Source organism: Arthrobacter globiformis (assembly GCF_046536215.2).
GTDB lineage: Bacteria > Actinomycetota > Actinomycetes > Actinomycetales > Micrococcaceae > Arthrobacter > Arthrobacter globiformis_E.
Window position 1 is genome coordinate 2766637 of the sequence record NZ_CM143421.1, and the last position, 23153, is coordinate 2789789.

The 23153-nt window shown below is 68.9% G+C and carries 19 protein-coding genes; 12 read left to right on the forward strand and 7 right to left on the reverse strand.

Features of this window, described 5'->3' with window-relative positions:
* Positions 1 to 13 precede the first annotated feature (13 nt).
* From R5O87_RS12415 to R5O87_RS12430, 4 genes are all read left to right on the forward strand, one after another.
* Entirely contained in the window at positions 14 to 1627 is a 1614-nt protein-coding gene (locus R5O87_RS12415; protein ID WP_410554212.1) for an FG-GAP-like repeat-containing protein, read from the forward strand.
* Positions 1628 to 1957: 330 nt separating this feature from the next.
* Positions 1958 to 4198, forward strand: coding sequence for a multicopper oxidase family protein (locus R5O87_RS12420; RefSeq protein ID WP_410554214.1), 2241 nt, complete (start codon positions 1958 to 1960; stop codon positions 4196 to 4198).
* A complete protein-coding gene (locus R5O87_RS12425) occupies positions 4195 to 5385 on the forward strand; it encodes a hypothetical protein (RefSeq protein WP_410554215.1) in 1191 nt (396 codons plus the stop codon). The genes R5O87_RS12420 and R5O87_RS12425 overlap by 4 nt, the downstream gene beginning before the upstream one ends.
* Positions 5386 to 5593: 208 nt before the next feature.
* Positions 5594 to 6883, forward strand: a complete 1290-nt coding sequence (locus R5O87_RS12430) for an ammonium transporter (RefSeq protein ID WP_410554216.1) — start codon at positions 5594 to 5596, stop codon at positions 6881 to 6883.
* Between the two features lie 8 nt (positions 6884 to 6891).
* Here the strand turns inward: R5O87_RS12430 and R5O87_RS12435 are convergent, their stop codons facing one another.
* Together R5O87_RS12435 and R5O87_RS12440 are read right to left on the reverse strand one after the other, a co-directional pair.
* A complete protein-coding gene (locus R5O87_RS12435; protein ID WP_410554218.1) occupies positions 6892 to 7416 on the reverse strand; it encodes a GNAT family N-acetyltransferase in 525 nt (174 codons plus the stop codon).
* Positions 7417 to 7419: 3 nt separating this feature from the next.
* Entirely contained in the window at positions 7420 to 9363 is a 1944-nt protein-coding gene (locus R5O87_RS12440; protein WP_410554219.1) for an FAD/NAD(P)-binding protein, read from the reverse strand.
* 274 nt (positions 9364 to 9637) lie between these two features.
* Here R5O87_RS12440 and R5O87_RS12445 point away from each other — a divergent pair, with 274 nt between their 5' ends.
* The 7 genes from R5O87_RS12445 to R5O87_RS12475 are packed head-to-tail and all read left to right on the forward strand — an operon-like array spanning position 9638 to position 17160.
* Complete coding sequence (locus R5O87_RS12445) at positions 9638 to 10705, forward strand: amino acid ABC transporter permease (RefSeq protein WP_410554220.1); 1068 nt, start codon at positions 9638 to 9640, stop codon at positions 10703 to 10705.
* Between the two features lie 5 nt (positions 10706 to 10710).
* The gene (locus R5O87_RS12450) at positions 10711 to 11520 is read left to right on the forward strand and encodes an amino acid ABC transporter ATP-binding protein (RefSeq protein ID WP_410554221.1); all 810 of its coding nucleotides are present in this window, start codon (positions 10711 to 10713) and stop codon (positions 11518 to 11520) included.
* Positions 11521 to 11529: 9 nt separating this feature from the next.
* Positions 11530 to 12588, forward strand: coding sequence for an ABC transporter substrate-binding protein (locus tag R5O87_RS12455; RefSeq protein ID WP_410554222.1), 1059 nt, complete (start codon positions 11530 to 11532; stop codon positions 12586 to 12588).
* Positions 12585 to 13751 (forward strand): LLM class flavin-dependent oxidoreductase, encoded by a 1167-nt coding sequence (locus R5O87_RS12460; protein WP_410554223.1) that lies wholly within the window; start codon positions 12585 to 12587, stop codon positions 13749 to 13751. Before R5O87_RS12455 ends, R5O87_RS12460 begins: the two co-directional genes overlap by 4 nt.
* Complete coding sequence (locus R5O87_RS12465) at positions 13729 to 14580, forward strand: DUF1684 domain-containing protein (protein WP_410554224.1); 852 nt, start codon at positions 13729 to 13731, stop codon at positions 14578 to 14580. The genes R5O87_RS12460 and R5O87_RS12465 overlap by 23 nt, the downstream gene beginning before the upstream one ends.
* Complete coding sequence (locus tag R5O87_RS12470) at positions 14577 to 15719, forward strand: LLM class flavin-dependent oxidoreductase (protein WP_410554225.1); 1143 nt, start codon at positions 14577 to 14579, stop codon at positions 15717 to 15719. The genes R5O87_RS12465 and R5O87_RS12470 overlap by 4 nt, the downstream gene beginning before the upstream one ends.
* Positions 15720 to 15729: 10 nt before the next feature.
* Complete coding sequence (locus tag R5O87_RS12475; RefSeq protein WP_410554226.1) at positions 15730 to 17160, forward strand: NtaA/DmoA family FMN-dependent monooxygenase; 1431 nt, start codon at positions 15730 to 15732, stop codon at positions 17158 to 17160.
* 199 nt (positions 17161 to 17359) lie between these two features.
* On the opposite strand, the gene R5O87_RS12480 is transcribed toward R5O87_RS12475, so the two are convergent.
* Positions 17360 to 18109, reverse strand: coding sequence for an alpha/beta fold hydrolase (locus R5O87_RS12480; protein WP_410554317.1), 750 nt, complete (start codon positions 18107 to 18109; stop codon positions 17360 to 17362).
* Positions 18110 to 18244: 135 nt separating this feature from the next.
* Between R5O87_RS12480 and R5O87_RS12485 the strand changes: the two genes are divergently transcribed.
* The gene (locus R5O87_RS12485) at positions 18245 to 19036 is read left to right on the forward strand and encodes an IclR family transcriptional regulator (RefSeq protein WP_410554318.1); all 792 of its coding nucleotides are present in this window, start codon (positions 18245 to 18247) and stop codon (positions 19034 to 19036) included.
* Here the strand turns inward: R5O87_RS12485 and R5O87_RS12490 are convergent.
* From R5O87_RS12490 to R5O87_RS12505, 4 genes are read right to left on the reverse strand one after another with little or no spacing between them, the layout of a single operon-like run.
* Positions 19033 to 19893, reverse strand: a complete 861-nt coding sequence (locus R5O87_RS12490; RefSeq protein ID WP_410554227.1) for a glycerate kinase — start codon at positions 19891 to 19893, stop codon at positions 19033 to 19035. The genes R5O87_RS12485 and R5O87_RS12490 overlap by 4 nt on opposite strands.
* Positions 19890 to 20879, reverse strand: a complete 990-nt coding sequence (locus tag R5O87_RS12495; protein ID WP_410554228.1) for a 2-hydroxyacid dehydrogenase — start codon at positions 20877 to 20879, stop codon at positions 19890 to 19892. Before R5O87_RS12495 ends, R5O87_RS12490 begins: the two co-directional genes overlap by 4 nt.
* 2 nt (positions 20880 to 20881) lie before the next feature.
* Entirely contained in the window at positions 20882 to 21844 is a 963-nt protein-coding gene (locus R5O87_RS12500) for a beta/alpha barrel domain-containing protein (protein ID WP_410554229.1), read from the reverse strand.
* Complete coding sequence (locus R5O87_RS12505; protein WP_410554230.1) at positions 21841 to 23106, reverse strand: CaiB/BaiF CoA transferase family protein; 1266 nt, start codon at positions 23104 to 23106, stop codon at positions 21841 to 21843. Before R5O87_RS12505 ends, R5O87_RS12500 begins: the two co-directional genes overlap by 4 nt.
* Between the last annotated feature and the right edge of the window lie 47 nt (positions 23107 to 23153).

Consider the following 23153-nt stretch of genomic DNA (forward strand, 5'->3'; position numbering starts at 1 on the left):
AGGAGCGCTGGCGATGGACGGCAAAGTTCATCATTCGGGGGGCGGACTATCCGCACGGCACATGCTGACGGGCCTCCTGCTCCTGTTCGCCCTTTTCTTCAGTTACCTGCCCGGCGCCACCCCGGCACGCGCCGTATCGCTCAACGGCCACGACATCTCCTGGCCCCAATGCCCGACGGCGGTGGGCGGCTTTGGCCTGCCGCTTCCGCCGGCGTCGTCCCAGTTCGTGGTGATCGGCCTGACGAAGGGGCTGCCCTTCACGGAGAACCCGTGCCTCGCCAGCCAGGTCACCTGGGCGTCCAGCAACCGCAAGCCGGCGCAGGCCTATACGATGGCGGCCTTCCCCACCGCCGCCCAGCTCGCCACCTACCGGTCGCAGGGGCCGTGGTCCGCAGCCACCCGGGCGGGGCAGCTGTCCAACGTCGGCTACGCGGAGGCGAAGTTCGCGGTTGCCAGCCTGGCGCGGGCCCGGTTTGCGCCGCGCATGGTGTGGATCGACGTCGAACCCCGCCCGGCCCAGCCGTGGCCCACCGCGAGCGCAGCGCAGCAGCGCGAAAACCGGTACATCGTGGAGGGCCTGATGCGCGGGCTGCGCGACTCTGGCTATTCGTATGGCCTGTACTCGTTCGCCTCCGGCTGGGCCAGCATCACCGGCTCCTGGCGCCTCGCCGGCGTTCCGGTGTGGGCCACCGCCGGCCGGCTGGACTTCCCTGGCGAAGCCCAGAACCTCTGCCGCACCGCCAGCTTCTCCGGCGGCCACGTGTACCTGTCCCAGTGGTACGACGACGTTCGGGACTACGACCTCACCTGCGATCCCTACGCCTTCACTACCCTGCCTGTTCCGGCGTCCACCCTGTCCAGGTCGACCGGCGACTTCAACGGCGACTGGAATACGGACAGTCTGGCCCGCGTGACCGCCTCCGGCGAACTGCGGCTGTACCCGGGGAACGGCCACGGCGGCCGGCTGCCCGGCGTGCGGATCGGCACCGGCTGGAACGTGTTCAGCGCCCTTGAGACGCCCGGCGACTTCAACGGCGACGGCCCGCAGGACGTCTTCGCCAGGGAGTCCGCCACCGGGTTCCTGTGGATGTACCGCGGCAACGGCACCGGCGGGTTCCTCCCCCGAATCCGGCTCGGCACCGGCTGGAACAGCTTCAGCGCGATCGTCGGCCCGGGTGACTTCAACGGCGACCAGCGCGTGGACATCCTCGCCCGCGAATCTGCCACCGGCTTCCTCTGGCTGTACCGCGGCAACGGCACCGGGGCATTCCTGCCGCGGATCCGTGTGGGCTCCGGATGGGATGCCTTCAATGCCCTGGTGGGCCCGGGCGACATGAATAACGACGGCGCCGCCGACGTCCTGGCGCGCGAGGCGGCCACCGGCGTCCTGTGGCTGTACCGCGGCAGCGGCACGGGCGGCTGGCTCCCCCGCGTCCGGGTGGGCGTCGGCTGGAACGCCATGACCGCCGTCGTAAGTCCCGGCGACTTCAACGGCGACCGCAACCCGGACCTGCTGGCCCGCGACGCCGCCGGCGTCCTGTGGCTCTATCCCGGCCTGGGCACCGGGCAATTCGCTTCGCGGATGCGCATCAGCGCGGGCTGGAACGGGCTCGCCCCGCTGTTCTAGCCTGGGTTTTTGATCGATCGTTTAACCCGGCGCCTGATCGATCGTTTCACCAAATCGGCCGATTTCCGGCCAATTCCTTTTATTTACTGGGCCGTAGCCTTGGAACGGCCACCCCCTTATACCCATCTTCTTGAGGGGGTATACACGGCATTCGTCCAATGTTTTCCCAACCCCCTGCCCGCACTGTAGTTGCGCGGGGCAACGACAAGCGCAGCCAGCTTCCGCAAGGCCAGGATTTCCCGGTGCAGAAACCGCCGGGAAAAGACCCTGATAAAGCTCGAATACCGGGGCCAGCAGGCCACTCTTTTGCCCCGAAGGAGGCGCGTACCCATGTCAGAAGAAACCGCAACCACAAACGAAGTGCCGACAGACACAGTGCCGACAAACACAGTGTCCCGCCGCAATATCCTGCGGCTCAGCGCGGCCGGAGGTGCCGGCGCGGCCCTCGTGGCCGCCCAGGGCTGGGCGGGCCCGCTGCTCGCGCAGAAAGGACTCCTTTCGCCCGACGGCGCGTTCGGCGCCTCGTCCACCGCCCTCGGCGACCTGTTGTTCTACATTGAGGCATTCCCTACTAGCCCGCTGATCCTGTCGCCGTTCACGGACCACCTGCCCATTCCCAAGGCACTGGCCCCGACTCCGGCAGTGGGGGACGGCTTCACAAAGGGCTACACCGAGTGGAGCGATCCGCCCGGACCCGGCCAGGGCCAGCAGAGCTCCTTCAAGAACGAGCAGCACCAGATCTGGCCCTCCAAGCTGAATTACCCGGACCCGCTCGTCTACAAGATCGACATCCTGCTGCGGCAGCATGCGTTCACCACCTCGCAGGTGCTGCCCATCGACGCGAGCGGCCGCCCGACCATCTCCTTCGACGAGAAGCGCAAGACCTACCCGGCCGGAACCAAACGCACGCTGCCGCTGAGCACCATCTACGGCTTCAACGGGACGTTCCCCGGCCCGATGATCAACGCCGAATACGGCAGGCCGGCACTGGTCCGGTTCGAGAACCACCTGGACGAGAACCCGCTGAACCTGGACCGCCAGGACTTCGGCTCGCCGGACTGGTCCTTCCTGACCCACCTGCACAACGGCCACACGGCGCCGGAGTCCGATGGCAACCCGCACTACAGCATGGTGAGCGGACCCAAGTACGAGGGCTACCTGCCGAAGTCCTTCTGCGACAACCTGTACCTGAACTGGCCCGCCGGCGGCGACGACCGCGAGAAGCAGAGCTTCTTCTGGTTCCACGACCACCGGATGGACCACACGGGCTCCAACGTCTACAAGGGCATGGTGGGCCTCTACCCGATCTATGACCCGAAAAACGGCATGGACATGGGCGATGAGACCCAGGGCCTGCGGCTCCCCGGCGTCCGCAAGAACAACCCGGACGGCTCCTTCGACGTGGACTACGACGTCCCGCTGGCCTTCTACGACTGCCGGCTGGACGACGGCGTCACCATGCACAAGGACATCCACGACGTCCAGAAGGAGTTCCCGGACGCCAAGAACCCGGCCAAGCACCCCGAGTGGTGGGGCAAGACCTTCTACAAGCACTTCCCCAACCACGGGTTCGTGGGCGACATCTTCACCGTGAACGGCACCGCCTACCCGGTCATGGAGGTCAAGCGCCGCAAGTACCGCTTCCGCTTCCTGGACGCGTCCATCGCCCGGATCTACGAGTTCAAGCTGATGAGCTCCACGAAGGGGCCGAAGACCTCGGTCTCGCTCGGCTACAAGGGTGATGAGCTGGAGGGCCAGTACCGGATTCCGGACGGGCAGCAGTGCATGCAGTTCACCCAGATCGCGTCCGACGGCGGCCTGCTGCCGTTCCCGATCAAGCGCGACTCCTTCGAACTGTGGCCGGCCAAGCGGCGCGAAGTGGTCATCGACTTCACGAGGTACCAGGACGGCACCCCCACCACGAAGGGCGACGTCATCTACCTCACCGACGTGATGAAGATGCCCAACGGCCGGATGTGGAGCAACTCATCCCGGTTCGCGCCCGACCCCGCCTACAAGGTTCCGGTGCTCAAGTTCGTGATCGGCGACGACGCCCCCGATGACAGCGTGATCCCGACGGGAATGATGCGTGAGCTCCCGCCGCTGCCGAGCAACTGGCAGACCATGCTGGACAACCGGCTGATCTTCGAGGTGGAGCGCGGCTCCGGCGGCGGCGAAACGGAGTGGCTCATCAACGGCACGCCGTTCACCCCGAACACCGTCGCCACCAGCCTTAAGAACCGCGCAGGCCGCTCGCCGCTGGCCCAGCAGAAGAAGGGCAGTTACAACCTTTGGGAAATCCGCAACGGCGGCGGCGGCTGGGTCCATCCGTTCCACCTGCACATGGAGGAACACCGGGTGGTGATGCGCAACGGCAGGGACGTCACGCGCGGCGGCGACAAGGGCCATCCGGATGATGTGTCACGCGAGGACCTGGTGGCCCTGGATCCCGGCGAGTCGACCATTATCTACCGCGGCTTCCGTGACTTCGTTGGACCGTACGTGGCGCACTGCCACAACCTGGCGCACGAGGACCACGCCATGATGTTCGGGTGGGAGATCACGCCATGACAGCGGTGCCGGCGGGCACCGCCAGCTGGAGCAGCAGCGGGACCGGCGCCCAGGCGCCGGCCCGCCCCGCGGTCCCGTGGCTGACGGTCATCCCGCTGGCGGCGATGATGGCCTACGCCGACGGCTTCTGGATGGTGTCGCTCAGGGGCGCCGTGGGAGCCATCGAACGTACGCAGGAACCGTTCATCAGCTGGCTTCGGGAGTCCGCCCTCCTGGTCCCGCTGTTCGTGGCGGCTGTCATTGCGGCCGTGACGCTGGCACTGCGGTGGTTCGGGCCGGTACTGGCAGGCAAGAAGGCCTTCTTCACCACGGCCCTGCTGATTGCCGCCGCCGGCACCCTGGCCGGGGCCCTCACGCTGGCCGCCAGCCAGGCCTGGGACTACGCCCTGCAGCACGACCTGATGAGCCACCTGCACCATTCAAACTCCGCACAGTCAGTCGATCAGCTTGACCAGTCCTCGCTGGGACTCCAGGTGGCCGCCTTCGGCTACGGCGTCGGCCTGCTGCTGGTCTCCAACATCGTGGTCACCGGGTGGACGGTGGCGATCCGGGGCGGGCGGCTGGACGTCAGCCGCCGGCCGAAGGCGTCCCCCGGGCGTGCTCCCCGCCGGGTGCGGGCCGCCCGTGCCCGGGCTGTCCCCACGGACCTCCGGCTCACGCTGGCCGCGGTGGCACTCTTCGGCTGCGCCGCCATCCACCTGGCCGTCATACCGGACCACCTCAACCACTGGGTGGTGGCCAGCGCCTTCTTCCTCACCCTGGCCATGGCCGAGGTGGCCGCCGGTATCCTGCTGCTGGGCCGGCCGGGGCAGAACGTCCTCGTTGCCATCGCTGCCGCCGCCGTGGTTCCGCTGGCACTGTGGGCTTGGTCCCGCACAACCGGGCTGCCGTTCGGCCCCAACTCCAACGTGGCCGAGCCGTTTGGCCTGGCCGACATGGCAGCGTCCCTCCTCGAGCTCGGCATCCTGGTGATCGCCGTCGTCCTGCTCCGCGCCAGGCGCAGGGATGACACCGGGCCCAGGGATGACACCGGGCCGGAGGGGCGGACGACGGCGTCGGCCCACCTCCGCGCCCTGGCCGTGGTGGCGGTAATCGCCGTCGGATCCCTGGGCGTTGCCGGCGCCGTGCCCGGCTTGCTCGGCGACGTGGACACCTCAGGAAACACCACCCACAGCACCACGCATTAGGCGCGCTTTCAGCTCAATCGAACGACGACGGCGGTCCCCGGTTTTTTGGGGGCCGCCGTCGCCTTACGTGGTGCGCGGCAGCGGTTACAAGCAATTTACATTCCCGAAACCCAAGGCAGTTTCCGGAGTCCTATGTTGTGGGGACAAACGGCATTCGTCCGGGTCTCAGCAAAAATGCCACCCACCGATTTCCTGAGTGGAGTTCGAAATGAACGCTGGAGATGTTGCCTGGATCCTCGCAAGTTCCGCACTGGTGTGCATGATGATTCCCGCTTTGGCCCTCTTCTACGGGGGCATGGTGGGATCGCGCCGGATCCTGAACATGATGATGATGTGCTTTGGCGGGGCGAGCCTTGTGGCCGTCCTGTGGGCACTGTTTGGATACTCGATGGCCTTTGGCAGTTCCGTGAACGGCCTGGGCCTGATCGGGGATGTCACGCAGTACGCAGGCCTCGAGCCAATGCTGCAGGATAATCCCGATGCCGCCCTGCCGGCGGCGCTGTTCACGTCCTTCCAGCTGTTCTTCGCCTGCGTCACCACCGCCCTGGTTGCCGGTGCGGCCGCCGGGCGGATGAAGTTCGGCGCCTGGATGGTGTTCGCCGGCGTGTGGGCCACGCTGGTCTACTTCCCCATCGCGCACTGGGTGTTCGCCTTCAACTCCGCGGACGGCTCGGTGACGGGCGGCTGGATCGCCAACGGCATCAAGGCCATCGACTTCGCCGGCGGAACCGCCGTGCACATGAACGCCGGCGCCGCCGCCCTCGCCCTGGCACTGGTTCTGGGCCGCAGCTCCGGCTGGCCCAAGATGGAACATTCCAAGCCGCACAGCCGTCCCCTGGTGCTGGTGGGCGCCGGCCTGCTCTGGGTGGGCTGGTTCGGGTTCAACGCCGGATCCGCGCTGGCCGCCGGCCATTCGGCCTCGGTGGTGTTCCTCAACACCGCCGTGGCGGCATCCGCCGGCCTGCTCGCCTGGGCCGTCGTTGAACGGATCAGGCACGGCGCCACCACCAGCATGGGTGCCGCATCGGGGCTGGTTTCCGCCCTCGTGGCCATTACGCCCGCCTGCGGCGCGGTCAGCCCGCTGGGTGCCGTGGCCATCGGCGCCATCGCCGGTGCTGTCTGCTCGCTGGCGATCGAATGGAAGTTCCGCCTCGGCTTCGACGACTCGCTCGACGTGGTGGGCGTGCACCTCGTGGGCGGCATCATCGGTACTCTGCTGATCGGCATCTTCGCCACGAGCAGCGCACCCAACGGCGTCAGCGGCCTGCTGTACGGCGGAGGGCTGCGCCAGCTGGGCATCCAGTCAATCGCCACCGTTGCCGTGCTGGCTTACTCCTTCGGCCTGACCTGGGTGATCGCCAAGGTGGTGGACATGACCATGGGCCTGCGCATCCACGAGGAGGACGAACTGCGCGGGATCGACATCGCAGCCCACTCCGAGTTTGCCTACCTGACCGATGAAGACCCCGTGAACCTGGGCGCCTCACCCCGGTCCTGAAGCGGCACCTACGCGGGGTCCCCTGCCAGCACGGACAGGTCCTTGGTGAACGCCAGCGGCCCGATGGTCTCGGGGTCGGCGGCAAGGTCGAACCGGGCCGTGTACCCGGTGTTCAGGTACAGGTACTTGGCCTCCGGCTGGCGCGGGCCCGTGGTGAGGTAGACGCCGCGGTACCCGCGCTCCGCGGCCAGCCGCTCCAGTTCCCCGAGCACCCGGCGGGCCAGTCCCCGCCGCCGGTGGGCGGAGTGCGTCCAGATCCGCTTGAACTCGGCGGTTTCGGCGTCATAGCGGCGGTATGCCCCGCCGGCCACGGACTCGCCGTTCTCCTGGATGATCAGCAGGGCCCCGCCCGGCGCCTCGAATTCCTCGGCCGGGTACCTGTTCAGTTCCTCTTCGGCCGCGCCACGGCCGAAGAGGTCGCCGTAGCGGGTGTCGTACTCGACGGCGAGCTCGTCCAGGAGCGGCCGGACCCGGGGGTCGTGCATGGGCAGTTCGAGGACGGTGAGGGTGGAGGGCGTTGCTTCCAGTTGCATCTTTCAGGCCTTTCCGACGGCGGCAGCGGCGCGGGGCCGGCCGGCGCCGGAGACCGCTTCAAGGATTTTTCTCGCGAGGGCGTCGTTTTCCCGGAACGGCGCCGCGTTGGTGCCGGGCCGGGCAAACGCGCCCGCTCCCCAGCCGGAGGTCCCGGGGCCGATGCCGAACAGGCGGCTCCGGGCCTCACCGCTCCGGCCGACGATCCGGTGGCCCGAGGTGACCAGGAGCCGGCCGGTGGAGTGGCCGCCGTCGGACGTGAGCAGGTGCTGCTCCGCGCCGAGGCCCGTGCCGTGCAGCGAGCGGAGCAGCGGGTTGGCGGAGCGGGCCACGGCGGGGCCGGGCAGCCGCGCCTCGATGAAGGCCTTCGTCCGCAGGCTCACCGGTGACTGAGCGGACGTCGCCACGAACTCGCCGGTGGCGTCGTCGGCGGCAACGGCAAGCCCCGGCCCCAGGAAGTGCAGCAGCCCGGCGCGGTGGACGGCCAGCATTTCGCGCAGCCGGCGGGGCGGCGGGCCGGAATCCACGAAGCTGAAGAACCCGTGCCACCAGCCATGCACGTCCTCCTGTGAGCGGGCGTTCAGCCGTTCGGGCGGAACGATCCCGCCCAGCTCCATGTACACCTTCAGCAGTGCCATGAACAGCGCCAGCGTTTCCGGGTGGTCGGGTCCCGTCCGCAGCTCGAGGTCATGCTCGATGTAGGCGGCCACCGCGTCCTGGACGTCGTCGTGGCCGGAGAAAAGTTGCCCGCTGAACGGCCTGTCGAGCCGTTCGAGGTCCAGGTGCAGCTCCGCGTCCGGCACGGCCGCGGCGACGAGCTCGCTGCGGGCGCTGCTGTACCAATCCACGGCAGCAAACCGCTCAGCAAACTCGTCCCAGCCCAGCGCCACCCGCTCCGGGCTGCCGGTGAACAGCTCCCGGTAGTAGCCGTAGCCGGCGTCCTTGGCGATCAGCGGCCAGAGGTGGGCGCGGAAATCCAGTTCCGTGTGCTCCGCCAGGAGCGCGCCCACGGCGTCTGCCGTGAAGAACCGGGGCGCCGCCGCCGGTTCGCCGCGCAGGGCCACGGAAATCTTGGAGTGGAACGGCACGCCGCGGCGTGACCCGGCCCAGAGCCTGGGCTCGGCCCCGGACGGAAGGTAGCGCAGCCCGCCGTCGGACGTCTCTTCAAAACGGCCGCCGCGGCCCTCGGTGAGCAGCACCAGCAGGTCCACGAAGGCCAGTCCCATGCCGGAGACGATGACGTCCTGGCCCGGGGCGATCCGGGAATAGTCGACGTCGGTGGTGTAGCTGGGTGCCGCGTGGAACCCGCCGTGCCGGGCCGCGAAATCGCTCCAGGCGGCGGAGCGGGGATCCGGCTCCGCGTCGGTGTGCCCCAGGGCGGTGATCACGACGTCGGCGTGCAGCGTCGCGCCGCCGGCCAGCCGCACGCTGTACCCGCCGCCGTCCTGTGGTTCGACGCTAACTGGTTCGACGCTGAGCGCGGTGTCGCGGTGGACGGTGACGGTGACGTCGCTGCCGAGGGCGCGGACGGCGCGGCGGTAGAACCACTCAAGGTACTTGCTCTGCAGCTGCCGGGTGGCAAAGGAGCTGCCCGTCAGCGACCGCAGCTGTTCCCGCACGTGTGGCGGCAGAGCGGGCACGTCGGTGATGGAACCGTCGCGCACGCCCGCAGCCCACGCGGCCAGGCCGGGGCCGTCGATGGGCGGTCCCTCGCACAGCACGGAGGAGTCGGTGAACATCGTGACATCCGCCGCGGTGGAGTTCATCATCAGGCCGGGTTCCTGGTCGAAGCGCCAGATCCGACCGGAGCCGGGTTCGTACGGCTCCACGATGTGGATGCGCATAGGGCCGCCCGCGAGCCCCCGCCTGTTGGCCGCGAGCCGTTCGAGGATTCCGGCCGTGCGCGGGCCACCGCCGATGAAAACCACGGATGGGTGCTGCGCTGGCATCGGAAACTCCTGGTGGGAAAGGGCCCCTTGGAAAGGGCCACTGGGGAAGGGCTTGGGCCCTCAATCTAGGGTCTGGACAAACCGCTGGTCGAGGGCGCTGTCACGGCCGTTCACCCCGCGTAATGGCCCGTAAATCGGCGCAAGAATTCGTCTCATGACGCCCCGCTAAGCCGCGTGAACGAATGCAACAGGCGGCTTTGCCCGGCCTTCCGAGCGCACCTAGATTTGCAGCCAACCACCCCAGAAATACCAACCGGAAGAAGCGAGATGGCGCATGAGTTCAGCAGCTACAAGGACGTCCCAGTCCCCCACTGAGGCACCGTCCCCCACTGACACAAAGGCCGCCACTGACGCACCGGCCGCCGGCGCGGCGTCCGCAAGCGGGGCACCGGCGGTGCCGGCCGGCCCCGCCGAACTGCGTGCCGCCGTCGACTACGCCGACTACCGTCTGGTTCCTGCCCGCCGCCCCTGGCGCTGGGTGGGCACCCTAATCGTTGCCCTCGGCGTGGCCGCCGTCGCGTGGTCGCTGGCCACCAACCCGCGCTGGGAATGGGGCGTGGTGGCCCAATGGTTCACCGCCAAGTCCGTGGTGAACGGCCTGGTGGAAACCCTCAAGCTCACCGCCATCTCCGGGGCGCTCGGCTTCATCCTGGGCTTCATCCTGGCCCTCATGCGGCTGTCCGCTTCGCCGCTGCTGGTCTCCGTGTCCTGGACGTTCTCCTGGATCTTCCGGTCCACGCCGCTGCTGGTCCAGATGCTGCTTTGGTACAACCTGGGCTACCTCTACGAGAAGATCAGCCTGGGCATCCCGTTCACGGACATCCGCTTCTTCGAGGCACAGACCACCACCCTGATCAGCCAGTTCGCGGCGGCGGTGCTCGGCCTGACGCTGAACCAGGCCGCCTACTCGGCCGAGATCATCCGCGGCGGCATCCTGTCCGTGGACCAGGGCCAGCTCGAGGCGGCGGCCGCCCTGGGCATCCCCGCCTGGCGCCGGTCCACCCGGATCGTGCTGCCCCAGGCCATGCGCGCCATCCTGCCCACGGCCTTCAACGAGATCATCGGCCTGGTCAAGGGCACCTCGATCGTCTACGTCCTTGCCTACTCAGAGCTCTTCTACACCGTCCAGGTCATCTACAACCGCACCCAGCAGGTCCTGCCGCTGCTGCTCGTGGCCACGCTCTGGTACGTGGTGATCACCTCCGTGCTCAGCGTGTTCCAGTACTACATCGAGCGCCACTACTCCAAGGGCGCCGTCCGCACCCTGCCGCTCACACCGCTGCAGAAGGCCCGGAAGTTCTTCGCCACGCACGCACCGCTCAACACCACCGGAAGGAAGTGACTCCGATGAGCACAACTCTTGAGGCACCCGCCGCCACCCGCGGGCTGGTGGAGATCACCAAGGTCCGGAAGTCGTTTGGTCCCACCGAGGTCCTGAAGGGCATCTCACTGACGGTGGAGCCTGGCGGCGTGGCCGTCATCGTCGGCCCTTCCGGTTCCGGGAAGTCCACCCTGCTGCGCACCATCAACCACCTGGAGAAGGTGGATGCCGGGTTCATCGCCATCGACGGCCAGCTGGTGGGCTACCGGGTCAGGGGCAACAAGCTGCACGAGCTGCCCGAGAAGGACATCCTGAAGCAGCGCACCGAAATCGGGATGGTGTTCCAGAACTTCAACCTGTTTCCGCACCTCACGGCGCTTGAGAACGTGGCCGAGGCGCCGGTCGTCGCGCAGGGGAAGTCACAGGCCGAAGCCCGCGAGCGCGGCCTGGAACTCCTGGACCGGGTGGGCCTGCGGGACCGCGCCGGCGCCTACCCCCGCCAGCTCTCCGGCGGCCAGCAGCAGCGCGTCGCCATCGCCCGGGCGCTGGCGCTGGACCCCAAGATCCTGCTCTTCGACGAGCCCACCTCCGCCCTTGATCCCGAACTGGTCAACGAGGTGCTGGACGTGATCCGCGAGCTGGCCAAGTCCGGGACCACCCTGATCATCGTCACGCACGAGATGGGCTTCGCCCGCGACGTGGCGGACACCGTGGTGTTCATGGACCAGGGCCAGATCGTCGAACAGGGCAAACCCCAGGACATTTTCACCAGCCCGCAGGAAGAACGCACCCGGAGTTTCTTCTCCAAGGTGATCGAGCCCGCCTTCAATATCTAAGGAATTCCCATGGCACTCTCCGCCCCGCCCCGCCCAAGCAGCCCGCGCTTCCGCAGCCGGCGCAGCCTCGCCGCGCTTCCCGCCGTCGTGCTTTCCAGCGCACTGGCCCTGTCCGCTTGCTCCGACCCCGGTGCCTCGGCTGCCGGTTCCGCCACAGGCGGGGCGGCAACGACAGCGGGCCGCAACGGCGTCGTGTACAACACCTCACCGGACCAACAGCGGATCCGCGCCGACAAGGACGCCGCGCTGGCCGCCAAGGTGCCGGCGCTGATCGGCAGGGACGGCAAGCTGACCGTGGCCACCACCGCAGGCTCCATCCCGCTGTCCTTCCACGCCACGGACGACAAGACGCCCATCGGCTCCGAGCTGGACATCGCCCAGCTGGTGGCGGACAAGCTGGGCCTGGAGCTCGACATCCAGGTCACGTCCTGGGAGAACTGGCCGCTGAAGACGCAGTCCGGCGACTTCGAAGCGGTGTTTTCCAACGTGGGCATCAACAAGGACCGGGTAAAGCTTTTCGACTTCGCCAGCTACCGGGCAGCATACATGGGCTTTGAGGCGAAGAAGTCCTCGACCTACAACATCCGGGGCGCGGACGACATCTCCGGCCTGAAGGTTTCCGTAGGCTCGGGCACCAACCAGGAGAAGATCCTGCTGGCCTGGAACAAGGAGCTTGAGGCCAGGGGCAAGGAACCTGCCAGCCTGCAGTACTACTCCTCCGACGCAGACACCATCCTTGCCCTGTCCTCCGGCCGGACCGACCTGAACATCGCGCCCTACCCCTCGACGGTCTACCGGGAAAACACCCGCGACGACCTGAAGATCGTCGGCAAGGTCAACGCCGGCTGGCCGTCGGAGACCCTCGTGGCCGCCACCACGCTCAAGGGCAACGGCCTCGCGCCGGTGATCACCGAGGCTCTGAACTCCGCCATCAAGGACGGCTCCTACGGCAAGGTGCTGGACCGCTGGGGACTGTCCGAGGAAGCCCTGCCCGAATCCAAGACCGTGACCGAGGCCAACTTCGCTTCCACCCGGACGGGGGCTGCTCAGACGGGGGCTTCAAAGTGAAGTTCCAGGTCCTGGACATCATTCCGCACCTGAAGAACCCGGTCACCGGCGAGATCGTGTCCACCGCGGACCGGCTGAACCAGGTGGTGCAGACCGCCCGGCGGGCCGAGGAGCTCGGCTACGACAGCTTCTCCGTGGGAGAGCGGCACGCCGGGGAGTTCATCCCCTCCTCTCCCACCACGGTGCTCGCCGCCATCGCCGCCGTCACCTCCCGGATCCGGCTGCAGACCGGCGTCACAGTCCTGTCCGTGCTGGACCCGGTGCGCGCAGCCGAGGACTACGCCACGATCGACCAGCTCAGCCGCGGCCGGCTGGAACTGGTCATCGGCAAGGGCAACGAGGTGCTGCAGTACCCGCTCTTCGGCCTGGACCTGGCGGACCAGTGGGACCTGCTGGAGGAGAAGTACGCCCTGCTGCGCCGGCTCTGGCGCGAGGAGGACATCACCTGGTCCGGCCGCTTTCGCCCCGCACTCACCGATCCGACCACCACCACGCCCCGCCCCTACGCCGGTTCCCCGCGGATTTGGCACGGGTCTGCTACAACCCTGACGTCCGCGGCGCTGGCAGCCCGCTGGGGCGACCCGCTGTTCACCGCCAACGCCATCCAGCCGCGGGAAAACTACAAGGTGCTCATCGACCACTACGTGGCGGAGTACGAGCGGCACGGCCATGATCCGCGGCACCGCTACCTGGGTTCGGGCAGCGGGGCAGGCGGCGTGTTCATCGCCAGCACCACGCAGGAGGCCAAGCGCCAATACGGCCCTGTGTACGAGGCACTCACGGCCGCGCGCAACGTCCCCGGCAACAACTCGCCGTTCCGGGACATCGACCACGCGGTGTCGGAGGGCCCCGCCCTCGTCGGCAGCCCGGAACAGGTGATCGACAAGATCCTCAGCTACCACGCGCTGTACGGGCACGATCTGCAGTCCATCTCGCTGCCCACCACACTCCCCTTCGAGCAGCAGCTGGAGATCCTGGAGCGGTTCGCGCTCGAGGTCATCCCGGCCGTCCGGGCGTCAGCCCCCACCACGCTCTGGGAGTCCGCGGATCCCTTCGGCGGCCGCCCCGGCTTTGCGGGAGCCACCGAACCGGATGCCGCCTCAGCCGTCACCACCGACCACAGCAACCACAGGAGTCCGAATGCCTACGTCTACGCACACTGAAACCGGCGCCGCCTTCGCCGCCGAATGGGAGCAGTGGCACGCCGCGCATGAGCGCCGCCGTGCCGATCCGCACGGCTTCCTCGCGGTCACCCACCTGCACTGGCTGGGCGCGGAACCTGCCCGGCTCGAGGGTGTTCCGGGCACCTGGAGCGTAAAGGACGACGCCGTCACGGTGGTTCTGGAGGCCGGCGAAAGCCTGCTGCGGGACGGCCGGGAGCTGAACGGCAGCACCGTTGAGAACGGAAGCACCGCCGTCGTTTTCGATCCCATCGCCGAGCGTGAGGGGATCAACCTCGCGGCGGGTCCCGCCGTCGTCGAACTCGCCAAGCGCGGCGGCGAATACATCGTCCGCCCCCGGCACCCGGAGAACCCGCTGCTCAACGGGTACCGCGGCACGCCGGCCTACGCGCCGGACCCGCGCTTCGCCGTCGGGGGCGTGTACGTGGCCTTTGACGAGCCGCGGCCCACAACGGTGGGGGCCGCCGTCGAGGGCATTGTGCACGTGTACGAAGCGCCCGGCGAGATCCGCTTCGAGCTGGACGGCCAGGACCTCACCCTCACGGCCTTCAACGGCCACGCGCCGGGCACCCTGTCCGTACTGTTCACCGACGCCACATCCGGCAGGACCACGTACGCGGCGAACCGCTCGCTCACGGTGGGCGCGCCGGACGCCGACGGCCGCGTGGTCCTGGACTTCAACCGCGCCGTGAACCTGCCGTGCGCCTACACCGACCTCGCCACCTGCCCGCTGCCGCCGGCCGAAAACCGCTTGGCAGTCGCCATCGAAGCGGGCGAACAGAACCCCCACGAAAGGCAGGCCGGACAGTGAGCACCGCAGCCAATTCCTTCCTGGCCATCGAACTCGACGGCGATGGGGCGCACCCCGCCGCCTGGCGCAAGGCCCGGCACACCCCCGCCGAACTGCTCGACGGCACCCGCGTCCGCGCCACGGTGCTGGCCGCCGAATCGGCCGGTTTCCACGTGGCCACGTTCGCGGACGGATCGCTGGCCCCTGCATCTTCCGGGCCCGGCGGCCGCGACATCCCGGGCCGGCTGAACGCGCTGCAACGCGCGGCCTTCGCCGGGCCCGTTACCTCTTCCATCGTGCTGGTCCCCGAGGTGGACACCGTGTACACGGAGCCGTTCCACATCTCCACGCAGCTGGCCAGCCTGGACTATGTGTCCGGCGGCCGCGCCGGGTGGCTGGTGGCGGCGTCGGACCGGGCGGCGGATGCTGCCGCCGTCGGACGTTCTGTTGTCGCCTCTGACGCCGTGGGCCGGGAAGCCGCCGATTCCATCGAGGTCAGCCGCCGGCTCTGGGACTCCTGGGAGGACGACGCTGTGATCCGCGACGTCGCCACCGGCCGGTACATCGATGTCGACAAGCTGCACTATGTGGACTTCGAAAGCACCGGTGCCGCGGAAAGCGACGGCGGCTATTCCGTCAAGGGGCCGTCCATCATTCCCCGTCCGCTGCAGGGCCAGCTGCCGGTCCTGGCGCCGGCCGGCCTGCTGGACGCGGACCAGCTCACTACCGGCGCGGCGGATGCCGTCCTCGTCTCCGCGCCCACGCCCGAGCTGCTGGCAGGCGAGATCGCCGAGGCCCGCGCCGCCGCTCCCGCAGCGGCCATCATCGCCGAGCTCGACATCATCCTCGACGCCCGCGGGCAAAGCGCCGCCGGGCGGCTCGCCGAACTCGATGCGCACACGCCCTGGCAGAGCAGCCGTGCCCGTTTCGTCGGCACCGCAGCGGGGCTCACCGACCTGCTGGCCTCCATTCTGGAGACAGCCGACGGCGTGCGCGTCCTCCCCGCGGTCCTGGACGTGGACCTGGAGGAGCTGGCCCAGCTGGTGCTTCCTGCCCTCCGGCGCCGGGGCCTGCTCGCACCGCAGCAGCCGGGTTCCACCTTCCGGGACCTGCTGGGCCGGCAGCGTCCGTCCAGCCGGCATGCCGGCACACAGAACTAGGGAGAGACCCATGACAGACACACACATCGGCAACGGCTTCGTGCCCTCCGGCCAGCTTCAGCTCGGCATCTTCTTCCAGGGCGTGAACTCGGGCACGGTCTGGAAGTCGCCGGAATCCGGGTCGCAAACGGACTTCGAGTCCTTCCGCCGAATCGCCCAGACCGCGGAACGGGGCCTGTTCGCCGCGTTCTTCCTCGGTGAGGGGCTGCGTCTCCGCGAGCACCTCGGCCGCCCGCACGCGCTGGACGTCGTCGGCCGGCCGGACGCGCAGACCATGCTGGCCGCGTTGGCGTCCGTGACCAGCCGCATCGGACTGGTGGCCACGCAGAACACCACGTACAACGATCCCGCCGACCTGGCACACCGGCTGTCCAGCCTGGACCTGCTCTCCGGCGGCCGCGCGGCCTGGAACGTGGTCACTACGGACAACGCCTGGACGGGTGCGAACTTCCGCCGCGGCGGCTACCTGGACCACGCCGACCGCTACGTCCACGCCGAAGCGTTCGTCAACACGGCCAAGCGGATCTGGGACTCCTGGGAGGACGGCGCCATCGCGTCGAGCCCTGCCGCCCCCGCCTGGGCCGCACCCGGTTCGGCCCGGCCCGTGCACCACGAGGGCAAGCACTACACGGTGGACTACGTGCCCCGGCTGCCGCGCAGCGCCCAGTACCGGCCGGTGCTGTTCCAGGCCGGCGACTCGCCCGAGGGCCGCGACTTCGCTGCCCGGCAGGCCGACGTCATCTTCTCCGCCCACCCGAAGCTCGACGATGCCCTGGACTTCCGCCGCGACATCGTCGAGCGTACGGTCAAGGCCGGCCGCGGCCCGAACGACGTGAAGATCATGCCCGCGAGCGAGTTCATCCTGGCCGCCACCCCGCAGGAAGCACTCGAGAAGAAGGACTGGGTGCGTAGCCTGCAGATCGGCCCCGAGCAGGCCATCGCCTACCTCGAGCAGTTTTGGGGCCGCGAGCTCCAGGCCTACGATCCGGACGGGCCGCTGCCGGACATCGACCCCGTGGTGGAGGAGACCTCCGAAACCCGCGGCAGCGGTTTCCATGGCGCCAAGGCGAAGCAGCTGGCGGACCAGTGGCGGGCCGAGGCCAGGGACAAGGGCCTGAGCATCCGCCAGTTCGTCTCGGCCCGGACCAGCCGCGGGGACTCGAGCTTCACTGGTTCCTATACGGAGGTGGCCGACAGGCTGGCCGAGTACGCCCGCACCGGTGCAGTGGACGGCTTCAACATCTCGCCGTGGCTGATCCCCACCGGCCTGGACGACATCGTCAACCACCTCGTCCCGGCACTGCAGGAGCGCGGCGTCTACCCGACCGAGTACGCGGGCACCACGCTGCGCGAGAACCTCGGCCTGGCGACGCCGGTCCGGCCGGCTGACTCCCATGCGAGCACCGCCGTCGGGAACACCGCCGTCGGACTGGAAGTTTAGGCACGTGGCTGGCGACGGGGGCAGCGACGACCGTGAGCGCGATGCCGAGGCAGCGGCGGCTGCCGCCTGGGCCATCCGGCTCCAGCTGACCGTCCGGGAGCTGCTCCTCTAGAACCCCCATCGATTGCTCCGCAGGTGCCCTTTTCACACTCCAAAACGGCGCCTGCGGAGCAATCGATGGGAGTTTTTCCGCCGGAGTTCAGTGCGCAGCCCCGGCGGGGAGCGCCAATGACAGGAAGTCCTCAATCCAGGGCTGCACCCGGACGTCATCCAGGTGCAGACCGTGCCGGCCGCCGTCGACCTGGATCAGCTGCGAGTCCGGAATCCGCTCCGCCATCATGACGGCGTTGGCAACGGGCGAAAGGGCGTCTTCACTGCCGTGGATGATCAGCGCCGGGGCCTGGATGGCGGGAAGGACGTCCCAGGCATCGTGCAGCCGGCTCGCCCGGAAATGCCGGCTCTTGACCGCCGCAGACGCCTGGACCCGGAAAAACGCCGCAACGGCCGCCGGATTGACCCGCGCCCAGGCGGGGCTGAAGAACAAGGGCGCCATCCGCGCAGGGTCTCCGCTGACGAGGGCTGCGGTGGCGGAAGGATCGCGCCCCACTCCCCCGGCCTCGCCGGCACTCGTCGCCGCCAGGACCAGCGACGCCACCCGGGCAGGGAAGTCCACCGCCATCCACTGGGCGACGCGGCCGCCCATCGAGTGACCGTAGACGTGCGCCTTGGCGACGCCGGCGGCATCGAGAACCGCAACCGCGTCCGCGGCGAAAGCCCGCGTGGTGTAGTTTTCCGGGCGGCCTTCCGTACTGGCGCCGATGCCGCGGTGGTCGAAGCGGATGACCCGGAACGAACGGGCCAGGCCGGCACCACCGGATCCCAGCCGGACATTCCCGTGGCCTGGCCCGCCACCAGCAGCAGGGGTTCGCCCTGGCCTTCCTCTGCCCAGGCGAGCTCCGCACCGTCGGAGGCGACGGCCTTTTTCAACGTCAAGGTCACCTGTTCAATCTACCTGCAGGGGGTCGGGCTGCAGATTAGGCGGGGTGATTGGACCGGGGTGAAGCCACCGTCTAGCGTGAGTCCTATGTCGGCAGCCGATGCTTCAGCGAAATCCAGCAGCAACCCCCTGCTCGTCCTGGCGAAGATCACGTCGATCCTGGATGCCTTCTCGCTCTCCCGGCCGGTGCTCTCGCTGAGCGACATCCGGGAATACACCGGGATGCCCACGTCCACGGTCCAGCGGCTGGTCACGAACCTTACCTCCCAGGGCTTCCTGGACCGGGAGGAGGACGCCTACCGCATCGGCATGCGGATGGCGTACTGGGCGGCGCCGGCCACCCGCGGCATGGAAGTCATCGACGTCCTCAGCCCCTTGCTCAAGACCCTGCGCGACACCACCGGCGAGACCGCCTGCTTCTTCAAGGCGGAGCAGCATTACCGCGTGTGCGTGGCCATGGCGGAAACCCGCCATGCGCTGCGCCGTGAGATGCACCTCGGCAAGGTGCTCCCGCTCTACGCAGGCTCGGCCGGCCGCGTCCTGCTCGCCTGGGATCCCGAGCTCATGGACGCCGTTCTCAAGGATCCGCTGGAACCGATCACCGAGTCCACCATCACCAGTTCCGAGGACCTGGTGAGCGTGGTGAAGCAGACCCGGACAGACGGCTTTGCCATCACGGTGGGTGAGCGGGAGGACGGGGCCTCCGGGCTTTCCGCCCCGGTTTTCGACTCTGCGGCCGGGCTGGTGGGCGCGGTGACCATCAGCGGTCCGACGTTGCGGATGCCGCTGGAAACCTGTGAAGCCTGGGTGGAGCCGCTGCTTGCAGCGGCCGAACACATGACACGGCTGATCGGCGGCCGGTTCCCCGGCGAGGCTTAAACGGCCACCACCGGGATGCTCCGCCCCGAGCGGCGCACCCGTTCCAGGATGGCCGAGATGATTTTGCCCTCCCCGGTCTGCGAATCGAGCCGCCCCTCGCCCACCACGACGGCGTCCGCGGCTTCCAGGTGCAGGTCGAACTGCGCGGCATCCAGGACAGCGTCGGCCCCGGACACAAGAGACGCGCCGAAGTGCGCCCACAGCCCGCCGGACAGGCCGCCCGCCGCCCCGGTGCGCGGCACGCCAGCCGGGTTGCGCGGATACGAGTCCGCCAGTTGCCTGAGCCGCTGTTCCAGCAGTCCGACGTCGGCGGGGCTGGCGCCCTTCTGTGGCCCGAAAATTCGGGGCGCATCCAGGAACGTCGACGTGACATCGGAGAGCACGGTGAGCCGGGCACCCCGGAGGCCGCCGCCGTCGTTTATGGCTTCAATGGCGCCGGCGCCCCCGTCTGTGGTGGCGGAGCCGCCCGCCGCCACCATGACATGTGTGGCGCCGGCGTCCACCGCGGCGGCAACCATCATGCCCGTGCCGTACGTGCTGGCCGACACCGCGTCCCGCGGGCGGCTGCTTGGCACGTTCAGGCCGCTGGCCTGGGCAAGTTCGACGACGGCGGTTCCGTCCGGTGACAGCCCGACGGTCGCCGTGAGCGGCTCACCCCACGGGTTCTGCGCGGCGACGGAAACAGCCGTGGCCCCCAGGCTGCTGCACAGCGCGTCGAACGTACCTTCACCGCCGTCGGCGACGGGCAGCTCTTCCGCCGTCCCGCCGGCGGCACGGATGCCGGCGGCGATGGCCGCTGCCACCTCCGCCGCGGAGTATGTGCCCTTGAAGCTGTCCGGGGCGACCAGGACGGTCATGCGCCGGTAAGGGTATTGACGGCGTGGGGCGGGGTGCGTCCCTCGGCGATGGCGACGGCGTTGAGCGCGCTGAGGCGGGCCATCTCGCTGCGGACCGGGACGGTGGCACTGCCCACGTGCGGCAGCAGCACCGTATTGGGCAGCTCGGCCAGGCCGGGCGCGAGCCGCGGCTCGTCCTCGAACACGTCCAGCCCGGCGCCGGCGATGACCCGGTCCCGGAGCGCCGCGACCAGGGCGGCCTCGTCCACCACCGGCCCGCGGGCGGTGTTGATCAGGATGGCGTCCGGCTTCATCCGCTCCAGCACGGCGCGGTCCACCAGATGCCGGGTCTGGTCGTTGAGCGGCACGTGCAGGGACAGGAAGTCGCTGCGTTCCACGAGTTCATCCCAGGAAACCTGCCGCACCTTGCCGGCGAACTCGCCGAGCTCCCCGTCGCTGACGGGCCGGTGCCCGGGAGGCCGCGGCGCGAAGAGCACCTCCATCCCGAAGCCCAGGGCGCGGCGTGCGGTGGCGCGGGCGATCCGGCCGAAGCCGGCCAGGCCCAGCACCGCGCCGGACACGTCCCGGCCCAGCAGCAGCTCCGGTTCCCAGCCGTGGAACCTGCCGTCCCTCACCAGCCGGTCCGCCTCCACCACCCGCCGGGCGGTGCCGAGGATGAGCAGCATGGCGATGTCCGCCGTCGCATCCGTCAGCACCCCGGGCGTGTTGCCCACCAGGATCCCGTGCCGGGTGGCGGCGTCCACATCGATGTTGTTGTAGCCGACCGCGAAGTTGGACACGCCCTTCACCCGCGCGCGGGCCAGCAGCGGCTCGTCGATGACGTCGCGCAGCTGGGTGAGGACGACGTCGTACTCCCCTGAGGCGCACAGCGCCGCCAGCGTCTCGTAGTCGGGAGGGGACGGCAGCACGGTGACGCTGCCGGCGTCGGACAGCAGCTGCAGCCCCGGGTCCGGGATGGCGGTGGTCACCAGGAAACGGCTGCCCATCCCTACTCGCCTTCCGACGGAATGACCCAGCCGAACGCCGGGGCCTTGGACCTGGCGCCCTGCGCCGCCTTGGAGCGGTTGGGTTCACCCAGTTCGGCGAGCAGCTTCTCGGACAGGACAACGAGGTCCGCGAAGGTTTCCGGAGTCACCCACTCGGGGCGGGTGGCGAACAGGATGTCCTCGCTGGAGGTGTTGCCGCTGGCGCCCGGGGCGAAGGGGCAGCCGCCCAGTCCGCCGAGGGCGCCGTCCACCATGGCGGCGCCGGCCTGGATGGCGGCGAGGGTGTTGGCCACGCCCAGGCCCCAGGTGTCGTGACCGTGATAGACGATCCGCCGGGCCGGGGACTCCGCACGCACGCGCTGGATGAGGCCGGACACCTGGGCGGGGATGGCCTGGCCCAGGGTGTCGCAGAGGACGATGTCCGTGGTTCCCTCCGCGCGGGGGTCGTTGGCGATCGCCAGGATGCGCTGCTCGGGCACGGTTCCTTCAAACGGGCAGGTGAAGGTCGTTGCGATGCACAGCTGGATCTGGCCGTTGACCTCCTGCGCGTACTGCACTGCCTGGGGCAGCGCGGCGAGGCTCTCCTCCGTGGTGCGTCCGATGTTCGCCTGGTTGTGCGAGTCCGACGCCGAGATGCAGTACTGGAAGTTGCGCGCTCCGGCAGCCGAGGCCTTGGCAACGTGGCCGGGGGTGGCCACCCAGATCCAGCACTTGTCCAGCTCCTCGGGCGTGAGGTTCTGGACCACCTCGAGGGTGTTGGCCATGGTGGGGACGAGGTCCGGGCGGGCCATGGAGCCCAGCTCGATGGCCGGCACGCCCAGCCGGAGCAGTTCCCGGACGGTTTCCACCTTCCGTTCGGTGGAGAGGACTTTGCCCGTGAGCTGCAGCCCGTCCCGGAGGGTGACGTCCCGGAGGATGGCGTTGCCCAGGGTCGAGGCGAGATTGGTTTCGTAGTGCTGGTTCATGCCTGGAGCGCCTCCTCGCGGCCGGTGGCCGCTGTGATCTCTGCCGGCTCCATGCCGAGGAGCCCCGAGAGGATTTCTGCCGTGTTTTCGCCCAGGTCCGGGCCGAGGTTCCGGATGGGGAGCGATTCGCTGCCGATCACCGGAACAATTCCCGGGAAGCCGACGCCGGGCAGGACCTCCTCGCCGGTGGAGACGTCGAATTTCTGGACCATGTTGCGGGCAGCGTACTGGCTGTCGTTGCTGATGTCCGCCGCCGTGTAAATGGGCCCGGCCGGAACGCCGGCTGCGTCGAGGGCGGCCAGGGCGTCGGCGGCATCCAGTTCCGCGGTCCAGGCGCCGATGGCATGGTCCAGCTCTTCGCGGCGGTCCCACCGGCCGGCGTTGCTCTGCAGCGCGGGGTCCTCGGCCAGGTCGGGGCGGCCGATGGTCTGCATGTACCGCTGGTAGATCGAGTCACCGTTGCCGGCCACCACGATGCTGGCCCCGTCCCGGCAGATGTAGGCGTTTGACGGCGCGATACCTTCCATCCGGCCGCCCACGCGCCGCCGGTCCACGCCGTAGGCCTGGTAGTCGGGGATCAGGGATTCCATCATGGAGAACATGGCCTCGTTCAGGGCCACGTCGATCACCCGCTCGGTGAGCGGCACAGCGCTGGACGGGTTTCCATTGCCCGCATTCCCGCGCCGCGCTTCACGCTGGTAGAGGCTCATCATCGACCCAAACGCGGCGTACAGGCCGGCGATGGAGTCCCCGATCGAGACGCCGACACGTACAGGTGGCCGGTCGGGGTCCCCGACGAGGTTCCGGAACCCGCCGAACGCTTCGGCGACGGCGGCAAAGCCCGGACGCTCGGACAGCGGACCGGTCTGCCCGAAGGCGGAGATGCGCGTGATGATGAGTTCCGGGTTGGCCTCGTTGAGGACCTCCGGTCCGAGGCCCCACTTCTCCAGCGTTCCCGGGCGGAAGTTTTCCAGCAGGATGTCCGACTTCGCGGCGAGCTTCAGGACCGCCTGCTTGCCGGCCTCGGTCCGCAGGTCCAGCACCACGGACTTCTTGTTGCGGTTGATGGTCCGGTACAGCATGGAGGTGTCGCCCTTGTGCAGCCGCCAATTGCGCAGCTCGTCGCCGGTTCCGGGCCGCTCCACCTTGATAACCTCGGCGCCGAAGTCGGCGAGGAGCCGGCCGGCCGTCGGAGCGGCGATGTAGTTTCCGAGTTCCAGGACGCGGATGCCTTCCAGGGGCGCGATGCGTGGTGGTGTCATGGTGTCTTCTTCTTTCGTGGGCGTACGCCGGAAACGCGCGGTGTTCT

Excerpts from the sequence above, each read along its gene's own strand:
- R5O87_RS12450 (WP_410554221.1), top strand. The coding sequence starts at position 10,711 with ATGAGCACAACTCTTGAGGCACCCGCCGCCACCCGCGGGCTGGTGGAG.
- R5O87_RS12455 (WP_410554222.1), top strand. The coding sequence starts at position 11,530 with ATGGCACTCTCCGCCCCGCCCCGCCCAAGCAGCCCGCGCTTCCGCAGC.
- R5O87_RS12495 (WP_410554228.1), bottom strand. The coding sequence starts at position 20,879 with ATGGGCAGCCGTTTCCTGGTGACCACCGCCATCCCGGACCCGGGGCTG.
- R5O87_RS12425 (WP_410554215.1), top strand. The coding sequence starts at position 4,195 with ATGACAGCGGTGCCGGCGGGCACCGCCAGCTGGAGCAGCAGCGGGACC.
- R5O87_RS12475 (WP_410554226.1), top strand. The coding sequence starts at position 15,730 with ATGACAGACACACACATCGGCAACGGCTTCGTGCCCTCCGGCCAGCTT.
- R5O87_RS12445 (WP_410554220.1), top strand. The coding sequence starts at position 9,638 with ATGAGTTCAGCAGCTACAAGGACGTCCCAGTCCCCCACTGAGGCACCG.
- R5O87_RS12485 (WP_410554318.1), top strand. The coding sequence starts at position 18,245 with ATGTCGGCAGCCGATGCTTCAGCGAAATCCAGCAGCAACCCCCTGCTC.
- R5O87_RS12490 (WP_410554227.1), bottom strand. The coding sequence starts at position 19,893 with ATGACCGTCCTGGTCGCCCCGGACAGCTTCAAGGGCACATACTCCGCG.
- R5O87_RS12500 (WP_410554229.1), bottom strand. The coding sequence starts at position 21,844 with ATGAACCAGCACTACGAAACCAATCTCGCCTCGACCCTGGGCAACGCC.
- R5O87_RS12430 (WP_410554216.1), top strand. The coding sequence starts at position 5,594 with ATGAACGCTGGAGATGTTGCCTGGATCCTCGCAAGTTCCGCACTGGTG.
- R5O87_RS12465 (WP_410554224.1), top strand. The coding sequence starts at position 13,729 with ATGCCTACGTCTACGCACACTGAAACCGGCGCCGCCTTCGCCGCCGAA.
- R5O87_RS12415 (WP_410554212.1), top strand. The coding sequence starts at position 14 with ATGGACGGCAAAGTTCATCATTCGGGGGGCGGACTATCCGCACGGCAC.
- R5O87_RS12440 (WP_410554219.1), bottom strand. The coding sequence starts at position 9,363 with ATGCCAGCGCAGCACCCATCCGTGGTTTTCATCGGCGGTGGCCCGCGC.
- R5O87_RS12505 (WP_410554230.1), bottom strand. The coding sequence starts at position 23,106 with ATGACACCACCACGCATCGCGCCCCTGGAAGGCATCCGCGTCCTGGAA.
- R5O87_RS12435 (WP_410554218.1), bottom strand. The coding sequence starts at position 7,416 with ATGCAACTGGAAGCAACGCCCTCCACCCTCACCGTCCTCGAACTGCCC.
- R5O87_RS12420 (WP_410554214.1), top strand. The coding sequence starts at position 1,958 with ATGTCAGAAGAAACCGCAACCACAAACGAAGTGCCGACAGACACAGTG.